This window comes from Deltaproteobacteria bacterium (genome assembly GCA_029858205.1).
GTDB lineage: Bacteria > Desulfobacterota > GWC2-55-46 > GWC2-55-46 > DRQE01 > JAOUFM01.
Map to the genome: position 1 here is coordinate 1 of JAOUFM010000004.1, position 23,124 is coordinate 23,124.

Annotated in this window: 11 protein-coding genes; 1 reads left to right on the forward strand and 10 read right to left on the reverse strand. The window is 52.1% G+C overall.

The genetic code is table 11. The annotated features are described in order from the left end of the window. From OEV59_04085 to OEV59_04095, 3 genes are all read right to left on the reverse strand, one after another. Positions 1–436: response regulator (locus tag OEV59_04085; GenBank protein MDH4226920.1), on the reverse strand; the 436-nt coding region annotated here is incomplete at its 3' end. Positions 437–557: 121 nt separating this feature from the next. Next, entirely contained in the window at positions 558–2,906 is a 2,349-nt protein-coding gene (gene pbpC, locus OEV59_04090) for a penicillin-binding protein 1C (GenBank protein MDH4226921.1), read from the reverse strand. A gap of 7 nt (positions 2,907–2,913) precedes the next feature. Beyond that, entirely contained in the window at positions 2,914–8,706 is a 5,793-nt protein-coding gene (locus tag OEV59_04095; GenBank protein MDH4226922.1) for an MG2 domain-containing protein, read from the reverse strand. A gap of 265 nt (positions 8,707–8,971) precedes the next feature. On the opposite strand from OEV59_04095, the gene OEV59_04100 reads away from it, so the two are divergent. Next, positions 8,972–10,714: a protein kinase gene (locus OEV59_04100; GenBank protein ID MDH4226923.1), complete on the forward strand. Its 1,743-nt coding sequence runs from the start codon at positions 8,972–8,974 to the stop codon at positions 10,712–10,714. Between the two features lie 65 nt (positions 10,715–10,779). On the opposite strand, the gene OEV59_04105 is transcribed toward OEV59_04100, so the two are convergent. The 7 genes from OEV59_04105 to OEV59_04135 all read right to left on the reverse strand — a co-directional run bounded on the left by OEV59_04105 (position 10,780) and on the right by OEV59_04135 (position 22,639). Continuing rightward, positions 10,780–12,540 (reverse strand): cellulose synthase subunit BcsC-related outer membrane protein, encoded by a 1,761-nt coding sequence (locus tag OEV59_04105; GenBank protein MDH4226924.1) that lies wholly within the window; start codon positions 12,538–12,540, stop codon positions 10,780–10,782. Next, positions 12,530–13,585: a glycosyl hydrolase family 8 gene (locus OEV59_04110; GenBank protein ID MDH4226925.1), complete on the reverse strand. Its 1,056-nt coding sequence runs from the start codon at positions 13,583–13,585 to the stop codon at positions 12,530–12,532. The genes OEV59_04105 and OEV59_04110 overlap by 11 nt, the downstream gene beginning before the upstream one ends. Continuing rightward, positions 13,563–15,713, reverse strand: coding sequence for a cellulose biosynthesis cyclic di-GMP-binding regulatory protein BcsB (locus OEV59_04115; GenBank protein ID MDH4226926.1), 2,151 nt, complete (start codon positions 15,711–15,713; stop codon positions 13,563–13,565). Before OEV59_04115 ends, OEV59_04110 begins: the two co-directional genes overlap by 23 nt. After that, positions 15,710–17,989 (reverse strand): UDP-forming cellulose synthase catalytic subunit, encoded by a 2,280-nt coding sequence (gene bcsA / locus OEV59_04120; GenBank protein MDH4226927.1) that lies wholly within the window; start codon positions 17,987–17,989, stop codon positions 15,710–15,712. The genes OEV59_04115 and bcsA overlap by 4 nt, the downstream gene beginning before the upstream one ends. 225 nt (positions 17,990–18,214) lie before the next feature. Next, on the reverse strand, positions 18,215–19,540 hold the full coding sequence (gene rimO, locus OEV59_04125; GenBank protein MDH4226928.1) for a 30S ribosomal protein S12 methylthiotransferase RimO: 1,326 nt from the start codon (positions 19,538–19,540) through the stop codon (positions 18,215–18,217). A gap of 52 nt (positions 19,541–19,592) precedes the next feature. After that, positions 19,593–20,414: an AmmeMemoRadiSam system protein B gene (gene amrB / locus OEV59_04130; protein ID MDH4226929.1), complete on the reverse strand. Its 822-nt coding sequence runs from the start codon at positions 20,412–20,414 to the stop codon at positions 19,593–19,595. Between the two features lie 50 nt (positions 20,415–20,464). Beyond that, on the reverse strand, positions 20,465–22,639 hold the full coding sequence (locus OEV59_04135; protein ID MDH4226930.1) for a DUF3160 domain-containing protein: 2,175 nt from the start codon (positions 22,637–22,639) through the stop codon (positions 20,465–20,467). Positions 22,640–23,124: the final 485 nt, after the last annotated feature.

Below are 23,124 nucleotides of genomic sequence, written 5' to 3' on the forward strand. Positions count from 1 at the left end.
GACATGCCGGGATGGCGCCGTAAACCCTGTCCTTTGCGCGCTTGGACGGCATGTCCGGGAATAGGTGCCTGTTTATGGCCGACATTATCGCGGCATGCGGCTGGTTCTTGGATATGATGCAAGGCGCGTAAAACACCGCCTCGTCCTCGCTTGATACGTCCTCGCTGCCGCCGGTATCGGTTACAAAGAGCACAGGACACCTGGTATCGGTCTCGCGCAGCCATTCAAGTACGCTAAAGGAATCGGCTCCGGGCATATCAATGTCCATCACCAAAGCGGCAAATCTTACGCCACTTGCAAACTTATCCATTAGCGCAGCGCAATCATGCGCAAGGACTACCGAGTGCCCGGCCTCGGTCAGCATGGCGCCGAGCCTGTCCCTGAACAGCCCGCCCTCTTCGAGAACTATTATGTCCTTCGATGTCCCGGTTATCATAAAATCCAACCAAACCGCCAATTAAATACTTCGCCAATCCCAAGTTTATATAATATCAGGCAGGATTGTCCTGTCAAGCAGCCATTGCCATATGTGGCGCACTGTAATAAAACGGTTGCAGTTATCTTACCATCTCAACGCGTACCTCTGTAGTATCGGCCCTGCCCTGGTCGTCAACCGCCCGTATTATGTATTTACCTGGAGATGCGTTCCATTCAAAGGGCTTGTCCTTTGGCGAATTTCCAAGATACTTTTCGTTTACGAACCAGAACACCGTGGACGAGTCGGCATCGGTCACAGCGCTAAGCGCTATGACTTCGGACTTATCCTTTGCCGCCCTGATATTATACACAACGCCCCTTGCAGGAGATGTTATCTTCGGAGGAAGCCCGGAAGACGCCTTGATGTCGAGCGAGCATCCCGGCATATAGGGCGGCGCAGTGCGCCTTGGGAGCCCGGCCTGCCTAAATATCTTTTGCAAATCGGATGGCCAGAATTCGTAGACCTCTTTACGCGTTGTTTTTTCGTCCACATTGCAGGCCCGAAGCCCTGTTTTCTTGTCTATGGCAACCTCTCTGTGCACCTCGCAGGCCTTTATCGGCGATACCCCCGGCACAAACCACGTCACACTAGTCCTCGGGCAGCTCTTCGACGGTATCTGCCCGGACACCGTGCACACGTGCACCTTCGATAGCCCTTCCGGTATCCTCCTGTACACGGCGGCAACGCCGTTTTCCTCGGCCTTTAGCGAATCTATGATATCGAACATAAGCGGCGCGGCTGCTGTCCTGCCTATGAAGGCCGGGTTGCCCTCGCCGCCAAAGTTCCCGACCCATACCGCGAGCACATAGGGCCCGAACACTCCAACACTCCACGCATCCCTGAACGCGTACGATGTGCCGGTCTTCCAGTAAACAGGAGGACTGTCCTCGGCAAGCTTTGCCGCAAAATCGCTCTTATCGGGCCTCGGAGCGTCCTTAAGCATATCGAGCGTCAGGTACGCGGCCTCGGGGCTAAGGAGCTTCTTTTTTTCGCCTGCCGCGTCCCTGACGCCGGCTATCACTTTAAGCTCCCTTAGCTCGCCTTCGTTTGCGAGCATCGCGTACATGCGGACAAGGTCCTCCATCGTCACCTCTATCCCGCCAAGCACAAGCGCCAGGCCGTAGAAGTTCTCCTCTCTTAGCCTTCCTACACCTGAGTCCTTTATAAGATTATAGAGCCTGTGCTCGGAGAGCCTGTTGGCCACGTCCACGGCAGGAACGTTCCTGCTTTTTATAAGAGCCTCGGCAGCGCTTATGGGGCCTGAAAACTCGCCGTCGAAGTTCTCGGGGTTATAGGCGTGAAAACCAAGCGGGGCATCCTTTAACATGGTCATAGGGTGTATGAGCCCCTCGTCTATGCCAAGGGCGTAGACAAAGGGCTTTAGCGCAGAACCAGGCGAGCGGTAAGAAACAGTGCCGTTTACCTGCCCTTCTATTGCGTCGTTGAAGAAGTCCGCCGAGCCCACGGAAGCAACAACCTCCATGGTGCGGAAATCAACGAGCATTGCGCTCGCATTATAAATGCCGATACGCCGTTTTTTCTCGATATATGCCTTGAGCCTTCTGTCGAGAAGTTTTTCCAGCCCCAAATCGAGCGAGGTAACAAGACGCTCGCCTTTTTTCTTTCTTAGCACAAAGTCCACGAAGTGCGGGGCAAGAAAAGGCAGCTCAGAAGGCTCACTTACGGTCATCGGCAGCTTTAACGTGCCTTCCTTGTCTTTGTCCTCCGGGTGCGCCTTTATCCATCTCTCGAAGAGCGCGGTCCTTGCCTCTATGAGCTCTGCGTTGGATAAATCCGTATCCTCAAACGGCGTCCTCGCAGCCGGGTTTTGCGGTATTATGGCAAGTGTGAGTGCCTCATGCACGGTAAGCTTCGATGCGTTCTTTTTAAAGTACACCTCGCTTGCCGCTCCGGCGCCTTCGACGTTCCTGCCGTAAGGGACAAGGTTCAAATACGCCTCGAGTATTTCATCCTTCGAGTAATAACGCTCTATCTGTACGGCCCTGAATATCTGAAGTAGCTTTCCACCGATGGTCCTTGAATCGATTGAGTAACGAACCCTCGCAAGCTGCATCGTTACAGTCGAAGCGCCGATGCGCCTGGATTTGACGAGATAGGTCTGCCACGCGCCCCTTATAAGAGAAACAGGGTTAATCCCCGGGTGCCAGTAAAAATACCTGTCTTCGTAGAGAAGTGTGGCCTCTTTCAAATAAGGCGATATCTCGGAGAGCGGAACGAAAAGACGGTACTTATCATCTGGTGAGAGCGTAAGCCTAAGGAGGCTGCCGTTTCTGTCATACACTGCGCGAGAGAGGCCAACGCCGCCAAGAAGGTCCGGGCGCGGCATGAACACGTAAAACAAAACAGCCGCCGCTAACGTTATAGCGGCGGCCTTTAGAACCCTGCTTCGAAGTTTCTTCAAATCCACGATAAAACTACCTGTCGGTTACGGTTATCTTCGCGCCAAGAGACCTTGCCTTGATTTTCTTATCATACATGGACTCGCCAAAGGCCGGAGGAACGGCATACGTGCCCTTGTTGGTCGCCTTTATCTTATAGATGAACTCGCTTACAGAGTCCGTCACCGTGCCAAAGAACACCACCCTGTCTTCACGCATATCGACGTACTCGGCATTAAAGCCGCCCTTCTTGGAATTCAGCACGGGCTCGAACCCTCCTGGCAGGAGATCGACTATCGCGGCATTCGGGATCGTCTTTGCCCCGACGGCGCGTATTTTCAGGCGCACCTCTATCTCGCCGCCAAGTGTCGTTGCATCCACCACCTTGCCGCTCTCATCCCTGTACTCGCGCTGCACCTCGAGCGATTCCTTTATCTCGGAGGCCGGCATCGCGGAATCGAACCCTGCCTCGGTCGTCTGGTAGAAGAGATAGAACTCTCCATCGGCGCCAAAGCGTATCTTCTTTGCCTTATCCGAGAACTTCACGACCGGGAAGAGGCCTTCCGGAACCACAAGCGGCTTTAAGGCCGAATCCGCGCCTATCTCGCCAATGGATATCTTTACCGCGGTCTTCGAACCTGCCACGGCGGCGTAAGCATCGAGCGCTAGAATTGCGTTCGAAGAAGTGAAGGTGTTATAGTTGCCTCCCACAATCGAATCCACTATCCTCATAAGATGCTCCGGCTTTATGTCCTCGGCCTTTTCGTAGAAATGGCGCGACACGATATAAAGATATAGGGAATCCATGAGGAGCGAATCCGTAAAACTGTTCAATGCATAGTCCGAAGAGTAGCGCTTACCGGGGTCGTATCCTTTTATAAGGGCCTTTGCCTGCGAATCCTGCTTAAGAAGCTTGTATGTCGCGGCAACGTAAAGGGCTATCGCATCCGACTTCCACTCTTTGCCGAACCTCGAATCCAGTTCCTTTACGAAGTTATTTAAGTAATTCGTCGAGACAACGCCGCTTCTGGTGAGCACATAGAGCGCGTACGCCATGTTTCTCGCGTACCCCATGTGCCCGAGGTCGTCGTCCATCATGTTCCTCAGGTAATTAAGTCCGTTGTCGATTAGATCCTGCGGCACGGGGTAGCCCTTCTCCTTTGCCTCAAGGAGGAAGTGCATTGCGTATACCGACATGTGCGGCGCGGTAAAGCTGTTGGCCGCCCAGTAGCCAAACGCGCCCTCCTGGTTTTGCCTGGACCTGAGTATCCAGATTGCCTCGGAAAGGCTCGTCTCCACGTCTCCGGGGGCGTAGCCGAACTCGGCCCTTCCCATCAGCACAACGGCAGGGAATGCCTTGCTTACCACCTGCTCGGTGCAGCCGTACGGGAATTTATTAAGATAGCCGATAAGCCCTCTTGATATGCCAAGCGGAAGCACCGATGCCGAAGCATCGGTGGTCCTAAACTCCTTATACATCGGCCTGCCAACCGGCACGTCCTTGGTCTTGTCCTTGAAGTAACCCGTATTTAGCGTGACCATGTAGGGCACCGGCGGCCTCACGCTCGTCGTCGAAACATAGCGCGTCTTCTTGTCCTTGTACGAGGCCTTGAACTCTATCGATGCGGCCCCGAGAGCGGTCCTGCCTCTAACCTTGAAGCTCACGCTTGCGTCGCGGCCCTCGCTTATCTTTATCTTACGCTCGGCGCCGTCTAGCATCTCAAGGTGCTCGGATGGAGCGGCGCTAAGCGTTATCTCCGCGTCCTTACCCGAGCCCTCGGCGTTATTGGCAACCGAGACGCTCACTATAAACTCATCCCCCGGAGCTACAAAGGACGGGACGTTTGGCTGTATGACAAAGTGCCCTCTTACCGTGGATTTTTTCTCGGTAGCGCCTACGGCGTCCCTGGATACAGCAACGGCCATGACTCTTAGCGTGCCGTTAAAATAAGAGGGCATGTCGTAGGTAAGCTCCTTTTCGCCCGGGCCCACGTCCTTTATGCCCGACCAGTATGCTACCGGAAGCTCGCGTTTACGCCTGAAGGGGTTAAGGTTTTTCCCGAGAGCTTCCTTTTTCATTTCATAATCTTCGTCGCCGCCGGCGGCGCTTACGGCCATGACGGTGTTGAACTCCGGAAGCAGAAGGTCCAGTATCTGCGCGGTAGAGACCTCGAGGGCGCGCTTCTCGAAGTAATGAGATAGCGGGTCCGGGGTACGGTACTTAGCCACCTGAAGTATGCCCTCGTCGACCGCGAACACCACGACCTTTCCCGGGACCTTGCTCTTGTACTTTATCTTAAATGGCTCTCCCGGACGCGCCACTTCCGGGGCATCGAGCTCGACCTTGATGTTGCGCTTATCCCTGCTAAGCGTAAACGGCGCGATGCCGTAGCTAAGCGGGCTCATGAATACTTCGTCCGAGTTTATGGACCTCACGAAGGTCACGTTCACGTACCCGTTACCCTCGAGCCCCGAAGGCGCCGGAATGCTCACAACAGAGCTCGTGGTAGAGGTCTTGAACCACCTGTGCGCATAGACCTTGTCCCTCTCAATCGTTATGAGGCCTGTGCCTGTGTAGGGCGCTTTCACGGAAACAAGGATCTCCTCGCCCGGTGAGTAGTCCTTTTTATTTAACGTTATCTCGAGCTCCGCATTCTTTTCTATGTCCTGCGAGACATTGGCAGAGCCGACGACCGTGTACCTCACCTTGTTTAACTCTGTGCCCGAGGCATCCTCTATCACAACAGAGAAGTTCCCCGGCTTCGAGGTCTGAAGCTTGTACGCCGTGCCCTTTGAATCAATCTTGAGCGCGCCATCGCTCACAAACGATTCCTTGAAAACCGACTTGTACTTATAGAGGCCGTTTGCCTCCTTTACAAGGGACGACACGTAGCGGCCTTCCATAAGCCTGGCCTTCAGGCCCGAGAGCTCTACCTTCTTGAGTTCCTTGTTAACGGCTATGAAGTCGACGCTTCTATCGCTATTCTTGTTTATAAAGTTAAGCGCTCCGTCGGCCTTATAGCCAACGACCGCCTCAAGCGGCGATACCATTATCATGTTCGACGACACGACACTTCTGCCGCCCTCGGGCTCAAAGGCCTCTGCCGTGAAGTTAAGAACGTACGTTGCCTTTGCATACTTCGATAGATCCACGTCGAATTCGACTGTGCCGTCATCGGTGGTTTTCTTCGCATCCAGGCGGTCTGTGTAGCTGCCCTTGGTCTTGAGCTGTTCATAGAGCGGGTCGAAGAAACGGTAATCCTTATACCCTCTAAACGACACGGCCTCGGGATGAAGCTCTACCTCTGCCTCCACGTCGCGCCCGGCAGCCGGGGTGCCGTAGAGGTTCTTTACCGTAACAATGCCCTTTATCCCTTCTGGCGATACCCAGCCGCCGAGAGCGTCCTTCGAGAACCTGGTCTGTATGTTCATGCGATCCGGGATGAACTCCTCGACCTTTACCGAGGTGGAGCCAAGAAGGCTCGAGCGGTAGCCGTCCTTTATGATATAGACGCGTACCTCGTAGTTGCCAGTAGGCGAGTTCTCGCCGGTCTTATAGCTTATCTCGTCAAAGCCGCTTGCCGGGAGCGTGAACTTTTCCCTTTTAACAACAAGCCCTCTCGGGTCGGTGACCGTTGCCTCGAGCGGCACGCCGCCAACGCCCTTATCCCAGTCATTGGCCTTTACTATGAGCCCTATGTTAAACTTATCGCCCGGCCTGTAGATGCCGCGGTCGGAGAAGAGATACGCGTTTAGCGTATCGCCTCTGCCGTACGAGTACACGCCTCCGACATCGAAGCGCGAGTAATTTACCTTCCTGTCGTATTTTTCATAAGGCAGGAACGACAGGTCTCCGCCTTTTTTCACGACATATACGGTCGGTGTCTTTTCCCGCTCAAGGCCCGTAAGGTTCGCAAACGACACGCTGCCGCCGCCGCTCGTGTACTTCGTCGCAACGGGCATGCCGTTTTTCCCGAGCACACTTACCTCTGCGCCTTCGACGGCGTGGCCGCCGTGCACGGAAACAACGAACACATCACTTGTCTTGTCGCTGTTCTTCTTCTCTACGATTCCAAGATCGGTCACAAGTATCATGCGCTTGGCGCTTGGCCCTGTTGTGTAATTGCCGGAAGGGTTCCAGCCTAAGACCTCGAAGAAGAATATGCCCTTTCTGCCCGCCTTGGCAAGGTACTTCGAGAAATCGAAGGAGAAGTACTGTGTTTTTTGCGGCGGCAGCTTCTTTAGCGTAATTATCTCGGAATACCTTTCTGTAATGTTATCTTCGTTAAAGGAATAGGAGTTCTCGAAGTACGGATTGGTAAACGAACCTTCGGTCTGGGTAATAAGGTGGTTCACGTCGCTCTCTATGACCTGGCCGATATTAACCTTAACGGCCTCGATGCCTCTGGCAACGAGCGGTAGCTTCTGCTCGCCGCTAAGGCTAAGGAGCGCGCCGCCCTGCATGATATCGAGTTCCTGCGGGAAATGCGGCACGCGCACTATGCGCGCGAAGTCCTCGTAGAGCACGTAGCCGCCGTAGGATTTTAGCCCCTTGGCTATCTTTATATAGAGGTATTTGCCAACCGGCACATCCACCTTAAAGCTGTGCATGCCGGAGTATTCCAACTCGGTCGGTATGGCATCGAGCTTCACCGGGGTCGAAAGCGCGAGTATTTCTGGCCCTACCTCTGCCGCATCGGACCAGTAGTGGTTCTTCCTTCCGGAATTGGCAACACCGGGCACGGGAGGCCTGTCGTCTGGAAGAAGATACGCGGTCAGGCTCTTTTGCAGCTCTGTTTCGAGAACGCCGTTTGTAAAGTCCATCACCACGACGTGCTCTGGCTCGTACTTGTCATTTCTTACAATAGCCGTCTGTGCCCCGCCGACCTTGAAAAAGGTGTACATGCCCGGGATGTTCGCCCTGTTCTCGAGATCCTGATTGAAGGAAGGCCCGCCGGCCGCGGCCTTGGTGCCCGAATCTATCGATATGTTTAAATACCTGTCGAGCATCGGCATCTCTATCTTGCCGGTGACTATATAGGCCACGGTGTTATACGGGTTGTAGCTTACGGTAAACGGAACATCGTCTGCAGCCTTATATTCTTTTCCGGATTTGACTTCATAAAGAGTAAGCTCGATATTATCTTCAAAGGCCTTTTTATCGACTGGGTGCGTGAACTCAACAGTAGCTGTGACGAGCTTGTTTTTCGGGTCGACCGGGTCCTGGTAGAACTCGACATTTTCCCATGAGATAACGAACGGCGCGGAGCTAAAGCTGTACTTATACTTATCTAGCCCCACGTGCTCTGGAAACATCTTTTTATCGAGCTTGACTGTGTAGGAAGTGCCGACCCCCCAATCATCGGCAGGCCTGAACTCGAGGGCATCCTCCAAAGTCCATCTCCACTGGCCTTTTATATCCGGCTCTATCGTAATGCCGGAGGTAACGACCTTTCCGATGGCATCGAGCGGCGCAACCGAAGCCGAGAAATGAAGGACGAGCGAATCTACCCTCTTACTTCCGTCCTCGGGGTCAATGGTGGTAAGTTCCGGCGGCGTGCCAGTAAGGGTTGCAAATGTCGGCGGCTTTTTGGCTGTGCCGAATATCAGGCTTAATACAAGTATCAGAGCAACGGCAGCAAGCACGCCGGCAATCACCGTGTTACGCCGCCTGGGATTATTCGGGATGTCATTAAACCAGACAACAAACTGATTTAATTTCACCTTCCATGCCGCCTGCTTGACCGCGCCTCCCGAAGGTTCGCCGGCAGGTTCAGGGGAAATCTCCGAAACATCATCTTGCTGATTTTCATTCTGATTGTCGGTCACGTCAATCCCTCCTAAAGGATGGAATATTCGCAAAAAGCAGCGGGCAACCAGCTTATTATCCTTTACAAACGATAATTTGTCAATATCCCACAAAACAGCCCCATATGTTTTATTTTTATTGACGCGGCAGTATATTATATAATATAAATGTAAACAGAATTGCTTGTGTTTCACCGGGTCTCAAGACCCCCGCCGACTGGAAAAGCCTGCCAGAGGAGAGACCCGAATTACAAAATAAATATATCATGCGCGGAGGCTTATCAGAATGAGCAATACTCGTGACGACAAAAAGGCCGACTCAACAATGGTGGGCAGCGCCTCGCCCGACTCAACCATGGTAGGCGGCCAGGCTCCGGCAAGGGCAGGCTCATCTAGCCGCTACACGATAAAAAAGACCCTTGGCAAAGGCGCCATGGGAGTTGTATACCTGGCCCATGACCGGGTGCTCGAGCGTGACGTGGCCATAAAAGAGCTGCACTCGAACCTCGCGCAAAATTCAGACCTGATGGACCGCTTCAGGCTCGAGGCAAAGGTCCTTGCCAGGATGACGCACCCCGGCATCGTGCAGGTCTACGACTTTGTCGAGGACGGAGATAAGGTCTGGATAGTAATGGAGTTCGTAAAGGGCGAGGACCTTTCCGAGTACTTCAAAAGAAAATCCAGGCTCTCCATGGAAGAGACCGTAGCACTCGGCACACAGCTTGCCCAGGCGCTTTCCTACGCGCATTCTCTTGGGATAATACACAGGGATTTCAAGCCCGCAAACGTGCTCCTTACCGAAAGCGGAGTGCCAAAGATAATGGACTTTGGCCTTGCAAAGCTTATCGAAAGCGCGCACCATACGATGGCCGGAACGATACTTGGCACCCCGAGCTTCATGAGCCCGGAACAGGCCTCCGGGCAGCCTGCAGACGAAAAATCCGACATCTACGCCTTCGGCGTAGTTCTCTACCGCATGGTTACCGGAAAGCTGCCGTTCGAAGGAGAGCTTGCGAGCATTCTCGCGCAACATATAAACACCCCTCCAAAACCGCCAAAGGAACTTAACCCCGAGGTGCCTGACTCCATACAGGGGCTTATCCTAAACCTCATGGAAAAGAGCCCGGCCAAAAGAGCAAAGGACATGGCCACGGTCGTCGGGCTTCTAAAGGGGGACGCTACGGCGGCAAGGACTATTCTCCAAACGCCCGGCGCAGAGGTCTCTGACATCGAAACCTTCATGGCAAAGCGCCAGTCCATGGAAAAGATGTTCGAGGAAAAGTTCACCAAGCACGTCACGGTCATGTTCACGGACTTAAAGGGCTCGACTACCATAGCGGAGAAGGAAGGCGACCTATCTAGCCGCATCCTCATACAAAAGCATAACGAGATAGTGTTCCCTATAATAAAGGACAACCACGGCCACCTCGTAAAAACTATGGGCGACGGCACGCTCTCGTACTTCGAAAAAGCGCAGGACGCGGTGCGAGCCGGGGCTGCGATCCTAAAGGCCTGCGATAACTATAACGTAAAGGATAAACCAAAAGCCCCGATCATCATGCGCGTGGGCATGCACACCGGAAACTGCATAGTCGAACAAAACGACATCTTCGGCGACGTGGTGAACACGGCCTCCAGGTTCGAGAGCAACTCCGCCCCGATGGAGATATACATGTCCGAGGAGACATACAACTCCCTCGAGGACAAAGGCGAGATATACACGCGCTACATCAAGACCATCAATTTAAAGGGAAAGAGCGAGCCATTCAAGGTATACAAGGCCTTCTGGAACCCCGAGGAAATAGAGAAGGACATGGCGCCAAAGACCGACGCCGAAGTGCTTGCGAAAAAGCGCTTTCCTCCGGCAATAAAGGTTGCGCTCATAATACTCATACCTCTTCTGATACTGATATTCATAACGCAGTACGGCAAGATATTCAAAGGCTCATCGAGCGAAGAACGCCGCTCCATAGACCGCTCGGTAAGCTCTCCGGCAACGCCCGAGACCCCGGCAGCGCCAGCGAGATAAACATCCTTAAAATGAAAATGCTGGACACACACGTGTCCGGCATTTTTTCATCGCAAAATATTACCCTATCTTATTACAGCGTTCATCTTCCCGAAGTTGTACTTCAACGAAAGCCCTGCCTTCCATTCCGTATAGTCAGCGGCCTTACTTAGCTCGTAGCGCGCTCCGAGGATAAAGTTTCCGAGCACTAACGCCTCGATGCCTCCGTTTACGCCAAAACCGGTTGAAGAGCCGTTATCGCCCTCAAACGGCGGAACAATGCGCTCGGGCAGGGTTGCGTCGCTTAGCGGATACCGCTTGGCATCTTCTTCCGTGTAGCTCATCTTGCCAACTGAGAGCGCGAGGTCTGCCTTCACGTTCTTACAGGCCTTTGTCTCGAGACTTAAAAAACCGCCTACTATGAAGAACTTCTTCGGGCTGAAATACCCGCCGTGCCCGTATGTGAATGCGCTCGAGTTGTTCTTAAAGCCGCTGGCCGTAGAGAAAAGCCCGAGAGAGGCCCCGCCCCACGACTCCTCGATACTTTTACCAAGCGTGAGCCCTGCCGAAGCCGAACTGTTATCTATCGTATTTACGCCCCTGTATGCGTGGTAATCGCCGTTTACATGCACCCAGTAGCTCGTCTTGGGTATTACGAACGTCCTCTCTGCGGTTATGCCCGTCTTTACGACCCTGCCCCAGTATTCTTCTGTCTGGAAATACGGTTCGTTAATACCTGTAAAGGACAGAAGCGATTCCTCTACAGATTCTGCATGCGCCTCCACCTTCCAGAACCCTGTCTCGGCCTTCAAAAACCACGTTGGCGCAGGAGAGAGCTCGGCACCGAACGGTGTGGTGCCAACCCCGGCGGAATAAGAAACATTTCCCTCATGTTTGAAGCTCAGCTCCGGATAGTACCCTTTCACGCTCGTCTCAAAGGGTCTCTTGAAAGGAGCCGCACTGTATACAAACCTGCCGAGGAACGTAAACGGCTTTGCATCGCCTGAATCGAGGTCAACGAACGTAACGCCAAACTTCAAAAGATTTCCCGTCCTAAACGGATAGGCAAATGCCAGAGAAGTCCTCTGGTCCGTGAGTTTCGACGTTCCCTCATCGCCTTCCTTATTTCTTAGCGAACCGCCGAGCTCGATCCACGGCTTGTCGGCGTTATTATAACATGCGGTCGGCGACGGCTTTGTCTGCGCCGAGGTTATCGGAAAATCAAGGGCGTAGAACGACTCCGCCCCTCCTGCCGAGGCCTCTTTCAAAAGTTCTTCGCCAACGCCGTTCTTTTTCCCGAGCGCTTCCTTTTTCCTACCGTCTATTACGAGTATTATATCGGCCAGGCGTTTTGCCTTTGTCCTCTCGTAGAGCGCCTGGAAGTGCACCAGCGATTCATCGAGCTTGTCCTGGTTGTACTGGCTCCATCCGAGAAGCTCCCTTGCGCCGTCGTCTGCGCCGCCTGAATCGTAGAGCCTTTGCAGGTATGACTCCGCGGCCTTATAATCCTTCTTGTCGTAGGCGGCCTTGCCCTTTGTAAAAAGTATGGAATGCTTTATGTTCTTAAAGTCGGGTTTTCTGTTCTCGAACTTCTCGGCTATCTCTAAAGCCTCATCGAGCTTGCCAAGCTTCTCTGCCGAGTACGCAAGGCCGAGCGCGTATTCAGTGTTCGCTGGCTTTTTCCCATTTAGGTCCTTAAAGCCCTTGTACGCCTCGCTATAATCGCCTGAATTGTATTTCTTCCACGAATAGCTCGCCAAAGACGATTCCTCGTCCGCAAAAGCGGCTCCGGCAAAGAACACTGCGCAAAGCGCTATCCCGAATATGGCAAAAAGTTTATTTTTCATTTTTTTCGAATGCCTCGGCAAGAAGATGCAGGCTAAGGGAATAATAATCGTCCTTTTCCGCCTCCAGCTTCTTATCCGCCTCCTTCTTTAGTTTAAGATACAACGTGCCGTCGCCCTTTTTAAGAGCCGCAAGGGCGTATACGGCATAATACCCGCCCGGGGCCGGTGTGAGCGATAAAAAATCGTTCTTCAAATCCACGGACAAAGGGATATACCCGTTATTGGAATAGAATCTTAGCATCTTATCCGCGCCCTCTGGCATTGCCGAAACGTCGGCAGCTGCAGCGTAAAGGATGACCCTCACTGCGTCCGCGCCGAAAAATACGCTTCTATCGAAGGCCGCGCCCATGCTGCCGTTCTTTGTCTCCACCCAATCCGCGGGCAGGCACATGGAGCCAAAACATATCTCGCGCATGATGACGCGCGAGTCCTTAAAAACCTTTTCCCAGAACTTTTTATTGTCTACCTTCGAAAACGCCCTGTACGCCGGCAAAATGGCATACGAGGGATTTAGCATCACGGAACCGTCCTTCACGAATCCGAAAACGCTTGGCAGAAGGAACGTCCGTCCGTGGCGCTCGTAGACAAGGAGCTTTCTGATATCGGCTATTATCTTCTTCGCGCTATCGAGATACTCCGGGGTTTTCCACTTTGCCGAAGCCCTGATAAGCGCGTACGCTATCATTATGTCGCCATCAGTTGCGTTGTTCTTATCGATAACCGACCAGGTGCCGTCCTCGCGCCTGCCCCACTCCCAGGCAAAAAGGTTATCCTCTCTCACCATGAGATTGTCCTGCGTCCACTTCCACAGGGTCTCGAAGGTCTTCTTGTCGTTGTTGGCAACGGCAAGGAACATGGCGTACCCCTGCCCTTCGGAATGGCTGATGTGCCCCTGTCCGTAATCTATGGTGCGCCCGTCGACGGTTATGAAACCGTTCTTATAGCGCTCCCAGCGCGACTCCTTTGCCGATGCATTTGGCACAGCCGCAATAAGCAGCGCCGCGCACGCGGCAGCCGCTATGCTAAGCGCCCTTGCCGCCCTCAACCGTCCTCCTCTTTCTAAGCCTCATCATAAGATAATAGGCCAGGAACGCCAAAACTATTATCAGGCCGATGACAACGGCTATATAGAGCTTCGGGTACGACGACAGATAATAATCTATCATGCCGATATTGCCAAGCTTACCCGATGTATACGATTCGCCGACCTTTAACGACGTGACCTTGTACTTCGGTTCCCTGAACTCCACCATCACAAGATCGCCCTTTACCTCGCCCTGCACCTCGGGGTCGAGAAGCGCCTTACTAAGCTTCAAGACGTCGTCGTCTGTAGCCGCGGTCAAAAAGAGCACGCTTCTGCCCTCCTTATACGGGGAAGCGAACTGCATGAACATGCCCTCGTCAGGCCCAAGCCCTCCCTCCTGCGTGCTGTAGGCAAAGGTCTTCTTTTCCTCCCAGCTCCTCACAACCGGATACGGCACCTCAAGCGGGTTCGTGAGCTTTAGAGGCGCAAGCTTCCTGTACTCTTCGGGCACTCCGGCAACGTGCCCTATGACTATAAGCTCACCGTCATATTTATCGGGCTTCTCGTAGGTTATCGTGACGCCGAAGGCCGGATACCCGTTCTTCTGGCTTATAAGCCCGATAAGGTTATACGCAGCCGAAATATACTGGTCGTCCTTTTCCGTAAGATATATGGTCGAACCGAAGCCGTCTGGCCACCTGGTAATGGGGAAGCCGTTTAACATGAAGAGTTCGAGCGCCGGAAGCTCGACAAAATGCCCCATCTGCGGAAAATAGAATGTCGAGTTGTCGAAGACCGTAACGAACATGTTACGCGTCTGGAACAAATCGCACTCCTGGGCGTTGACGGAAAGTATGGATGCAAACGTTATGATGTTGCCGCCTGGCTTGAAGAGGTACGTCGGGATGTTTATCTTGTACTTCTCTATCATGTCGCCGCCGGTGTTGTTAAGGTGTATCGAGCGTATGGTCTTGCCGTTTAACATTATGAGCAGCACCGAATCCGGCCTGAGCCCGGCGCCGTAGGCAAAGTTCAACACGAGCTCGGCGTACTGGTTCTGCTTTATGAGAAAATCGGCCGGCAAACGGAAGTTAAAGTCCATGGGCGGCGGGTTAAAGCCCTCGTAGGTCGTCGTCGGGATGTTAAGTGTCTTGAAATCGAACTCCTTATCGGCGTCTAGCACGAGGCGTCCGCCGTACTGCTTAATCTCTGGCATCTTGAAGCCCGTGACCTTGAGTTCCGAAGTGCCCGGGAAGGCTATGGTCATGCTTGTCAGCGTCTCTGCAGCTATCTTTATGTCTTCCTTATTTCTTCCGGTCAATACGAGAAGCGCCCTTGTCTTATCGACACCCCCGCTCTTAAGCGGCATGTGCATGAGCTTTATGAACGGCCCGTCCACCTTCGGAAACGTCTGCCCGTACTTCGCAAGCAGCGCCGAGGCCTCGGCCCCGGTGCCAACGAAGATATTATCTTTACCATCCGTTAAATCCTTCGACACGTTGAAATACACCTTCCTGTAATCGAAGCGCTTGGCAATGCCGGAAGCCACTATGCCCGAGAGCGTGACGCTTTCCGAATCGCGCCCCTGCATCACTATGGTGATATCGCCTGCAGGTGTTATCTTCGGGTCGAATATGGCCTCGGTCGCCTCAGAGAGCTTTAGCGGCACGGGCTTTAGCGTGTACTCTATCTCTATCGTTGATTTCTCGAGCTCAAGCTTTGTCCAAAGCTCCGGTGAGCACGGCCTCTCGCATTCAAGCGTATAGTGCTGGGCAACGGAAATATTCAGGGTATTATAGCCCGGCTCGAAGAGCGCAGGGTCGACGTTGCCGTCGAACCTTCCGGGCAGCCCGACGGTGCCGAACTTTTTAACGCCGATAGGACGGCCGTTGAAGGTCGCGAGGATATACGACCTATCGGGGGTAAGCGCCGGGGAACTTACGTAACTTACAGAAACAGTAGCGCGTTTGACATCCCACCTGTCAGGCACAGGCACATGTATGGTGAATTCCCCTGACGTGCATCTTAAATCCGGCGTTTGCACGGCAGTCAACTTACTTAGCGGCATCTTGACCGTTTCGGCCTGCGCCGTAGTTACAGATGCCGCAAAAAGCAGTACAACAACCATAAATAATATTATCTTTTTCATGCTTCGACCAGCCTCCTCATGTAGTTTCTAAAAATTCCAAGCCCGCTGCCGGCAACCTTTGCCGAAAAAAGCACTATCGCCTTGTTGGCATAGTAGACACTCTGCACCGTTCCCTTGATTCCGCTTATCAAAAATCTATATATAAGCGCGCTTGTTTTTACCGGTCTTGTCTGCAGCTCCCATATATCGAGCCATCTCTGGCTGTCGCCGTAGACAAAACGCACTGCCTTGACATAATTGGCCGCGCTCGTTTTATATTCCGTGCCGCAGTTCGTAACGCCGCCCTTGAATATATTTCTCTGCACCCTGGCCTCGAACTCGTAGGTCTCGCCGTAGCTGTCGGCAGCGCGTATGATTATATCGTCCTCTCTCTTTACGTCAAAGGGAAACTTGCCGGCAAACCCGAGGCCCGTTAGCGACATGTCCTGGATGTCCGCCTTCACCCACTGCTTTACCCTGATAAAATAGACCTCCACCTGCCCAATGGCGATAATCCTGTGATGCTGCCTTATCTGCTTTGTCTCCCAGAAAGCTCCTAGCGCGAGCATGGCGAGAAAGATATTATAGAAGCACCACGCAAGCGTTATTGTTATGACGTCCCTGAATTCCGGATAATTTATCCATCTTACCACTGCCATCGGAAGAATGGCGACATTTAGTATAACGACCACGAAAAAGGTAAGGGCCATGGGGTTTAGGTACGACGACTCCTGCTTCTTGCCCTTCGGCGTTATCTTAAAAGTTGGCTTTAGCGGGCTCACCAGCACCGAGAGCACGGCAGGCATCAGGAACATTGACTGCACGCTCTCGTATATTTCGGAGAAAAAGGGTTTACGCACCTTGCCGTAGAGAAAGTCCATGGCAACGAATGTCGAAAAAATATGCGGCAGGGCAAAGGCGAATATCTGCGGAACAGCGGCATGGTAGACCTTCAAACCGAGGAGCAGGAAGGCCGCAGGCGCTATGTAGAAGATGAACCTCGGTATACCGAATATCCAGAAAAAGCAGGAGTTGAAGTAGCAAAGCCTTTGCCCCATCCTCAACCCTTTTTCTATGAGCGGGTTATTGAGTATCATAAGCTGCATCATGCCCTGCGCCCAGCGCGTCCTCTGGATGATGTAATCGTCGAAGGTCTCGGGAGAGAGGCCGCAGACCATGGGGCGGTTTATGTAGACGCTGTTATAGCCGCGGCTGTGGAGAAGAAACGATGTCTCCGCGTCCTCGGTTATGGAAACGCCCGATATGCCGCCGACCTCCATGAGATATTTTCTTCTAAGAACCGCTGCAGAGCCGCAAAAATAGCTCGAGTTCCACGCATTAAGGCCAAGGTGTATGACGCGGTAGAACATGTCGTTCTCGCCCGATATATTGGAAACAGCCGTAACGTTCTTCTCAACGGGCGTTGGATTGATAAAGAAGTGCGGCGTCTGCACAAGAAATAGTTTCTCATCCTTCTGGAACCAGCCGACTGTATTAAGAAGAAGGTCGCGCGTGGGCACGTGGTCGCAGTCGAGGATGAGCACCAGGTCGCCGTCCGTGTAGTTAAGGGCATGGTTTATGTTCCCGGCCTTTGCGGATTTGTTCGTCTCTCTCGTAAAGTACCCTACACCTAGCTCCTCGGCCATGCGCTTCAAGCTTATATGCCGCCTTATGGCCTCCTCGCTAAGCTCTGGCTTTGCCCTTCTCGCAACAGTCGAGCCGTCATTTAAAATATGTATCCTGAACTTGTCCTTTGGATAATTCATCTGTAGCGCGGCGACTACGGTGGTCTTTACTATATCCTCGCTCTCGGTATATGTCGGGACAAAGACGTCCACGACCGGATAGTTCGAGGGTTCGCCTTTTATGGGAATGATCTTATGCTCAAGGGGCCAGGCGTTTATCACAAGGCCCATGATATGAATGATAAAGGTATAGACCTCTGCCATGTAGAGCGTTGTCATGGCTATCAAGTCCCAGAAGCCCGTGTAGATGAGGGTTTCGGTGGTGCGCCATACAAAATACCTTACCGTAATAAAACCGGCGAGGACGATGAAGATAAGCCTTAATGGCGGTTTTTGAAAGGCCTTTATCCTGCCCATTATAAAGAGCGAGACAACAAGACCAAGGCCGATATGGAACTGCACCTGCGGATCAAGGTATCTTTCGACAAAACGAAGGGTAAATATAACGCCTAAGATGCTTATGAGCCCGGCGCTATAGGGAAGTATGTCCTTTACCCCAAGGCCTATGATATGCGCCCGGACTGCTTCATATAATCTTCGCGATATGGACATGCCCTGAAAATCCTCTCCCCTGCAAAAAACAAACAAATACCATCAGGTGTTATCCTGGCTATACCTGAATAACACCTAATCCCATGATTATGCAAGAATTTTCAGTTTAACTATATATGAATCAAAAAAGAATGTCCACTATAAAATGACTATAATTTATGGGGTGATTTAAATGAAAAACCGCCTGATTCCTTACCTTTTATAACGCGCAGTGTCGCACATCCATTATGCTATCTCGGCCATGAGGTCATAGGCAGAGACATTCTTGACCCTGGCCTCCACAATATCGCCGGGGGCGGCACTTCCTTCCTTTATATACGTCACGCCGTCCACCTCAGGGGCCTGGGTGGAGGCTCTGCCAACAAGCGAGTAACCGTCGAAGCTGCCCTTGGCCTCGATAAGCACTTTAATAGTAGAACCGATTAAGGCCTTGTTTTTCTTAAGAGATATCTTTTTCTGGCAGCCCATGAGGCGCCTAAACCTCGCGGCCTTTACCTTTTCCGTAAGCTGCCCGGAAAGCCTGGCCGCAGGTGTGCCATCTTCTTTGGAATACTTAAAAACGCCGAGCCTCTCGAAGCCCGTTTCCTCGACAAAGGTGAGTAGCTCTTTAAACTCCTTCTCTGTCTCGCCCGGAAACCCGGCGATTATGGAGGTCCTAAGTGTTACATCCGGTATCGCCCGCCTTATGCGCTTTATAACATCCTTTATCCCGGTCTTCGTACCGCTCCTGTTCATGGCCTTTAGCACGCGCGTCGAGATGTGTTGCACCGGCATGTCTATGTACTTACATACCTTATCTTCATCGCGTATTACTTTTATAAGTCCGTCGGTGATGCGGCTCGGGTAGAGATAAAGCAGCCGTATCCACTCTATGCCGCCAACCTTTGCAAGTGACCGCACGAGTTTCGGTAAATCCGCGCCCTTTAAATCTCTGCCAAAGCTCGTAATGTCCTGGGCAATAAGATTGATTTCCTTGACCCCTGCCTTTGCGAGGTCTTCTGCCTCTCTTACGACCGAGTCTATGGTTCTGCTTCTGAAAGCGCCGCGTATGGACGGAATAGTGCAGTACGAGCAGAGGTTACTGCAGCCTTCCGCTATCTTAACATAGGCAAAGTGGCTTGGGGTTGAAAGAATGCGCGGCGTGGAATAGTCATGTACATAGGTGGAGATGCCGGCCATGACGCGCTCTTTCGGGCCGTTTTTAACGACATCGGCGATTTTGTGGTACTCTCCGGTGCCGATAAAGCAGTCGACCTCCGAAAGTTCACGCTCTAGCTCGCCCTTATAGCGCTGCGTAAGACAGCCTGCGACAATGAGCATCCTGCAGCGCTTTTCTTTATACTCGGCAAGCCCGAGTATCTCGTCAACAGACTCCTTTGCAGCACTTTCGAGAAACCCGCATGTGTTGACGATGATGACGTCCGCCGCCGCCCTGTCAGTGACGATATCCAGCCCTGCTGCCTTTAACATGCCAAGCATGATTTCCGAATCAACAAGGTTCTTCGGACACCCGAGACTTACAAGGCATACTGTTTTCAGATTATTTGCCATAAGCTGATATTATAGCGCGAAAAGGGGCGGCGAATAAAGGAGGAAAAGCAGGCTACTTAAGAAAAAATACCGTAAAATAACTGGTAACGCTCTTTAAATCCGGCCTGCCTGCTATAATGGCGGCATTCGAATGCTCACGGAAATAAACGCTATCTATGCCCGAGTCCTTTAGAAATTTCATAAGCATGAACAGCCCCGGCCTATTATCCGCGTCAACATCCTTTATCCTGCCGATATCGAGCCCCTGTATCACGGCCTTGGAGCGTTCATCCATTTTATCAGCCTCCTTTGGCGTCTTATCATGTGAAAAATCCATACTAAGAAGGATAACTGTGCCCGGGTCCTTGGCGTAACGCTTGAGTTGTTCTGCAAGTTTCAGCATGTCAGGCCTCGACACGTGGTTACGTACAAGAATTGGCACTATCCGCGCCTCTGGAAAATATTGCTTTACAAAAGGTATCAGTATTCCGACTGAGTGCTCGCCGCTAAATGCCCCGGCATCTTCCTTAACTGAAATAGCCCGCCTCATATTGCCTACTGCATCGGCATCGGCGCTTATCATGCCAAAAGGCGTCTTCCACGGCAAAGAAGAAAAAGACGCGCTGTAAATACCCTTACTGTAATGGTCGGGGCCTATGAGGATTATGCGCTTGGGAGAACCCTGCGCGGCAAAACATTCGAAAAAATCCACCATCATCGAACTTGCGAGAAAATGGTGCGGCAGTATCCCGGCCCTTGGTTTCTTATCGCCAAACGCGCACGCGGAATGAGGCGCGCGCTTGTAGCTTTCGATTGCCCTGAGAAAGGTCTCGGGGCTGTCGCTATAAGACGTATAGTGACGGTCTCTGGCAAAGAGCGGCTGTGCCCAAAACAATATCAGGCACAAGAACGCTATAGCGGCAGCCCATGGCCAAAATGCCGGCTCTACTTTCTTATCTTGCGATACCACTCCGGCTCCAGCTTTTTAATCTCAGGGTCATCACTATACACCTTGGCCTTCCATTCCTTATCAGTCCAACGCTTGTTAGAGGCGAATTCATACCAGGAATAAATATAGCCGGATGTCAGCCTTGTGCCGCCGTAGTAGTCTTTGACTACCACAAGCATGAATTGCGGCACGCCTATGGCCACGCTTCGCACCATGCCGTCCGCACTGGTTGCTACATCGGCAATAAGCGCCATCTTAAGATACTCATCGTCTACAATATCTCCGGAATCACGCGGCAGTAGCAAACCCCTGTCGATACTGTTGGCGATGCTATTTATCTTCATATAATCGTCTTTCGTAATTGGACTACCCTCTACCTGTTTCTTCGCAATCTCTCCGGCATCCTTAACCAGGTCCTCGAAGGTCAGGAACTTATCCCTGTACTCCTCCGTCAAAAAATCACTGCCAAGGTCCTCTCTAAGCCTGGATACGGCCTTGCCAATCGTAGTGAAAAATAAGATATTCGGCTCCACATACCCCCTGACATACGGCTCTATATATGACGGTATCTCAAAGGAATCGCCGCTGCCCTGCTCCGCATGACTTTGTTCGGAGTAGAGTATCGTATCGTGCTTTGCCTCTGTCCACGAGCCAAGGGCGCTGTTGAGGTTTTTATACTGCCACGGCTCCTTCACGGCGAAAAGCTGCTTACTGCGCGTCACCACAAAAAGCGACTTGAGCGTTTCCATCCACGCATCATAAAACGTCTCTTTCTTCTCTATTTCCCCTGCCATTTCTATTTTAAGCCCCTTTAACCCTGCCTCATATCCGTTCCAATTGTTTTTTCTCTGCATCTCGGCAGTGAGGTCGCCTGCGGCAGCGGAGCCGAACACCGCCATAACATCCACAGCATACGGCAACGGCCTCGGAGGCCCCTCAGCTGCTATGGCCGGGCTGGTAAGCCGGTTGAAAATATAAGCGTCCCACATGAACCTCTGGCCAAGGAATTTAAAACCCTCTGTCTCCTTGAGCTTTACGCCATGCGACTTCTTGCCAGCCCCGGCATGCGAGCTGACTATCCTTTGTCCTTTAAGAATTTCACGCGCCTTAAGTTCGAAGCTCTTTAAGGCATTCCCGCCGCCCTTTGCAATATCGGCTATCTCGGGCACTTCCTTGCCAAAGACCAGCTTACTGACCTTTCTATAGTCGCGCGGCCCCCAGTCATCTGTTTTGCCTATAAGTTTCGTAAGTACGCCGTCTATCCTCTCCCACTCCTTAAGACTCCCCGAGTTTTCAAGGCCCCTTACCATCAATATGGCGGAAAGCGTGGCCCTGTCGCTACTGACTAAAAACGACTGCCTTCCATACCACATCATGGCGCGAAAATAACGCGCAAGCGTATCATCTGTTTCAACTGTGCCGCCACTACCCTTTACTGATTTTTCCTGATAATGCCCTCGCACCTTGTACTGCGTAAAGTCGTCTGCGCCTATAGTCATCTCATGCTCCAATTTCGGGGCCCTTCCATCTGCCGCAACGATTGCCGCAGTAATGGCATTTACATCAGCCTCGACTTCCTTGTCCGGAACGAACTTCGGGTCAAACAACTTTGCCGCGACTGAAAAGAAAGCAAGGTTCTGTAAAAGCGCCTTTCGTATATCTTCGTTCCCCTGCCCGAGGGAATCGATATCTTTCTTTGTCTCGGCCAAAATACCGAGCGTCAACGCCTGCATTGCCGGGAATATTTTCTTTGCCTCGACATCCTGAAGCATCCTGTCGAATAACAAATGAAAGGAATGTAGGAATAAATCCGACGTAAGAAAAATTGCGCTGCTCCCAACATGATAACTATCGGCCATGTCGTCGGCATAGATATCTTTCTTAGGACTAGGAGCGTGGACATAAAAACCGTCTCTGGCAAGACGCTTTCGCTCCTTCTCGGAAAGCTCCGCTTCAAAGTGGCGCGAAGATGCCGGAACCTCCGAGAACACAAGGCTCGATTCGTCTATCTTTGCCTTATCCATCGGCTCCGCGTCTTTTGCCTTTATATAGCCGTACCGTTTATTACCGTGGTCATCGTCAAATTCGAGCTTCGTCCACATCTCACCGTTATACTCGAACTGCCCGGCGCACCGTGGTTCCTCGATTATCTCTCCCTGATAAAATGTCATTATTCTGTCCTCCTTCCCCGGAGCACGTAGCACCTCCGTTTCTTTGACAACTATGCGGCGTACCGCCTCACACTTGACCGACAGAGGTTCTTGCCATAGCTTATCTATAACAATAAACCCCTCGCCCTTCCCGTCGCTATCCGCCACAATCTCCACAACGTTCGGATGTTCCTTAGATCTTTTCCCTACGATAGTTTCACCATAATAATAGCCCCGCGGGAATGGTTCACCATCATAATAAAGCCGCTCTAATTCAGAATAACTTGCATTTTCATATTTCCACGCCTCATCTGGTTTCTTTCGAACATAGACTATATCAGAAATAACAACAAATGTATTATGTTCCCCTTCGACAATCGGCAAAACCGCTTGCGTACCGGAATTCTTATCTCCGGAACATCCTATGAAAAATATCAACACCAACAAAAGCGGCAACAGATATCTCTTTTCCATGCTTCACCTCCGGATATAATTGAACAGAACAA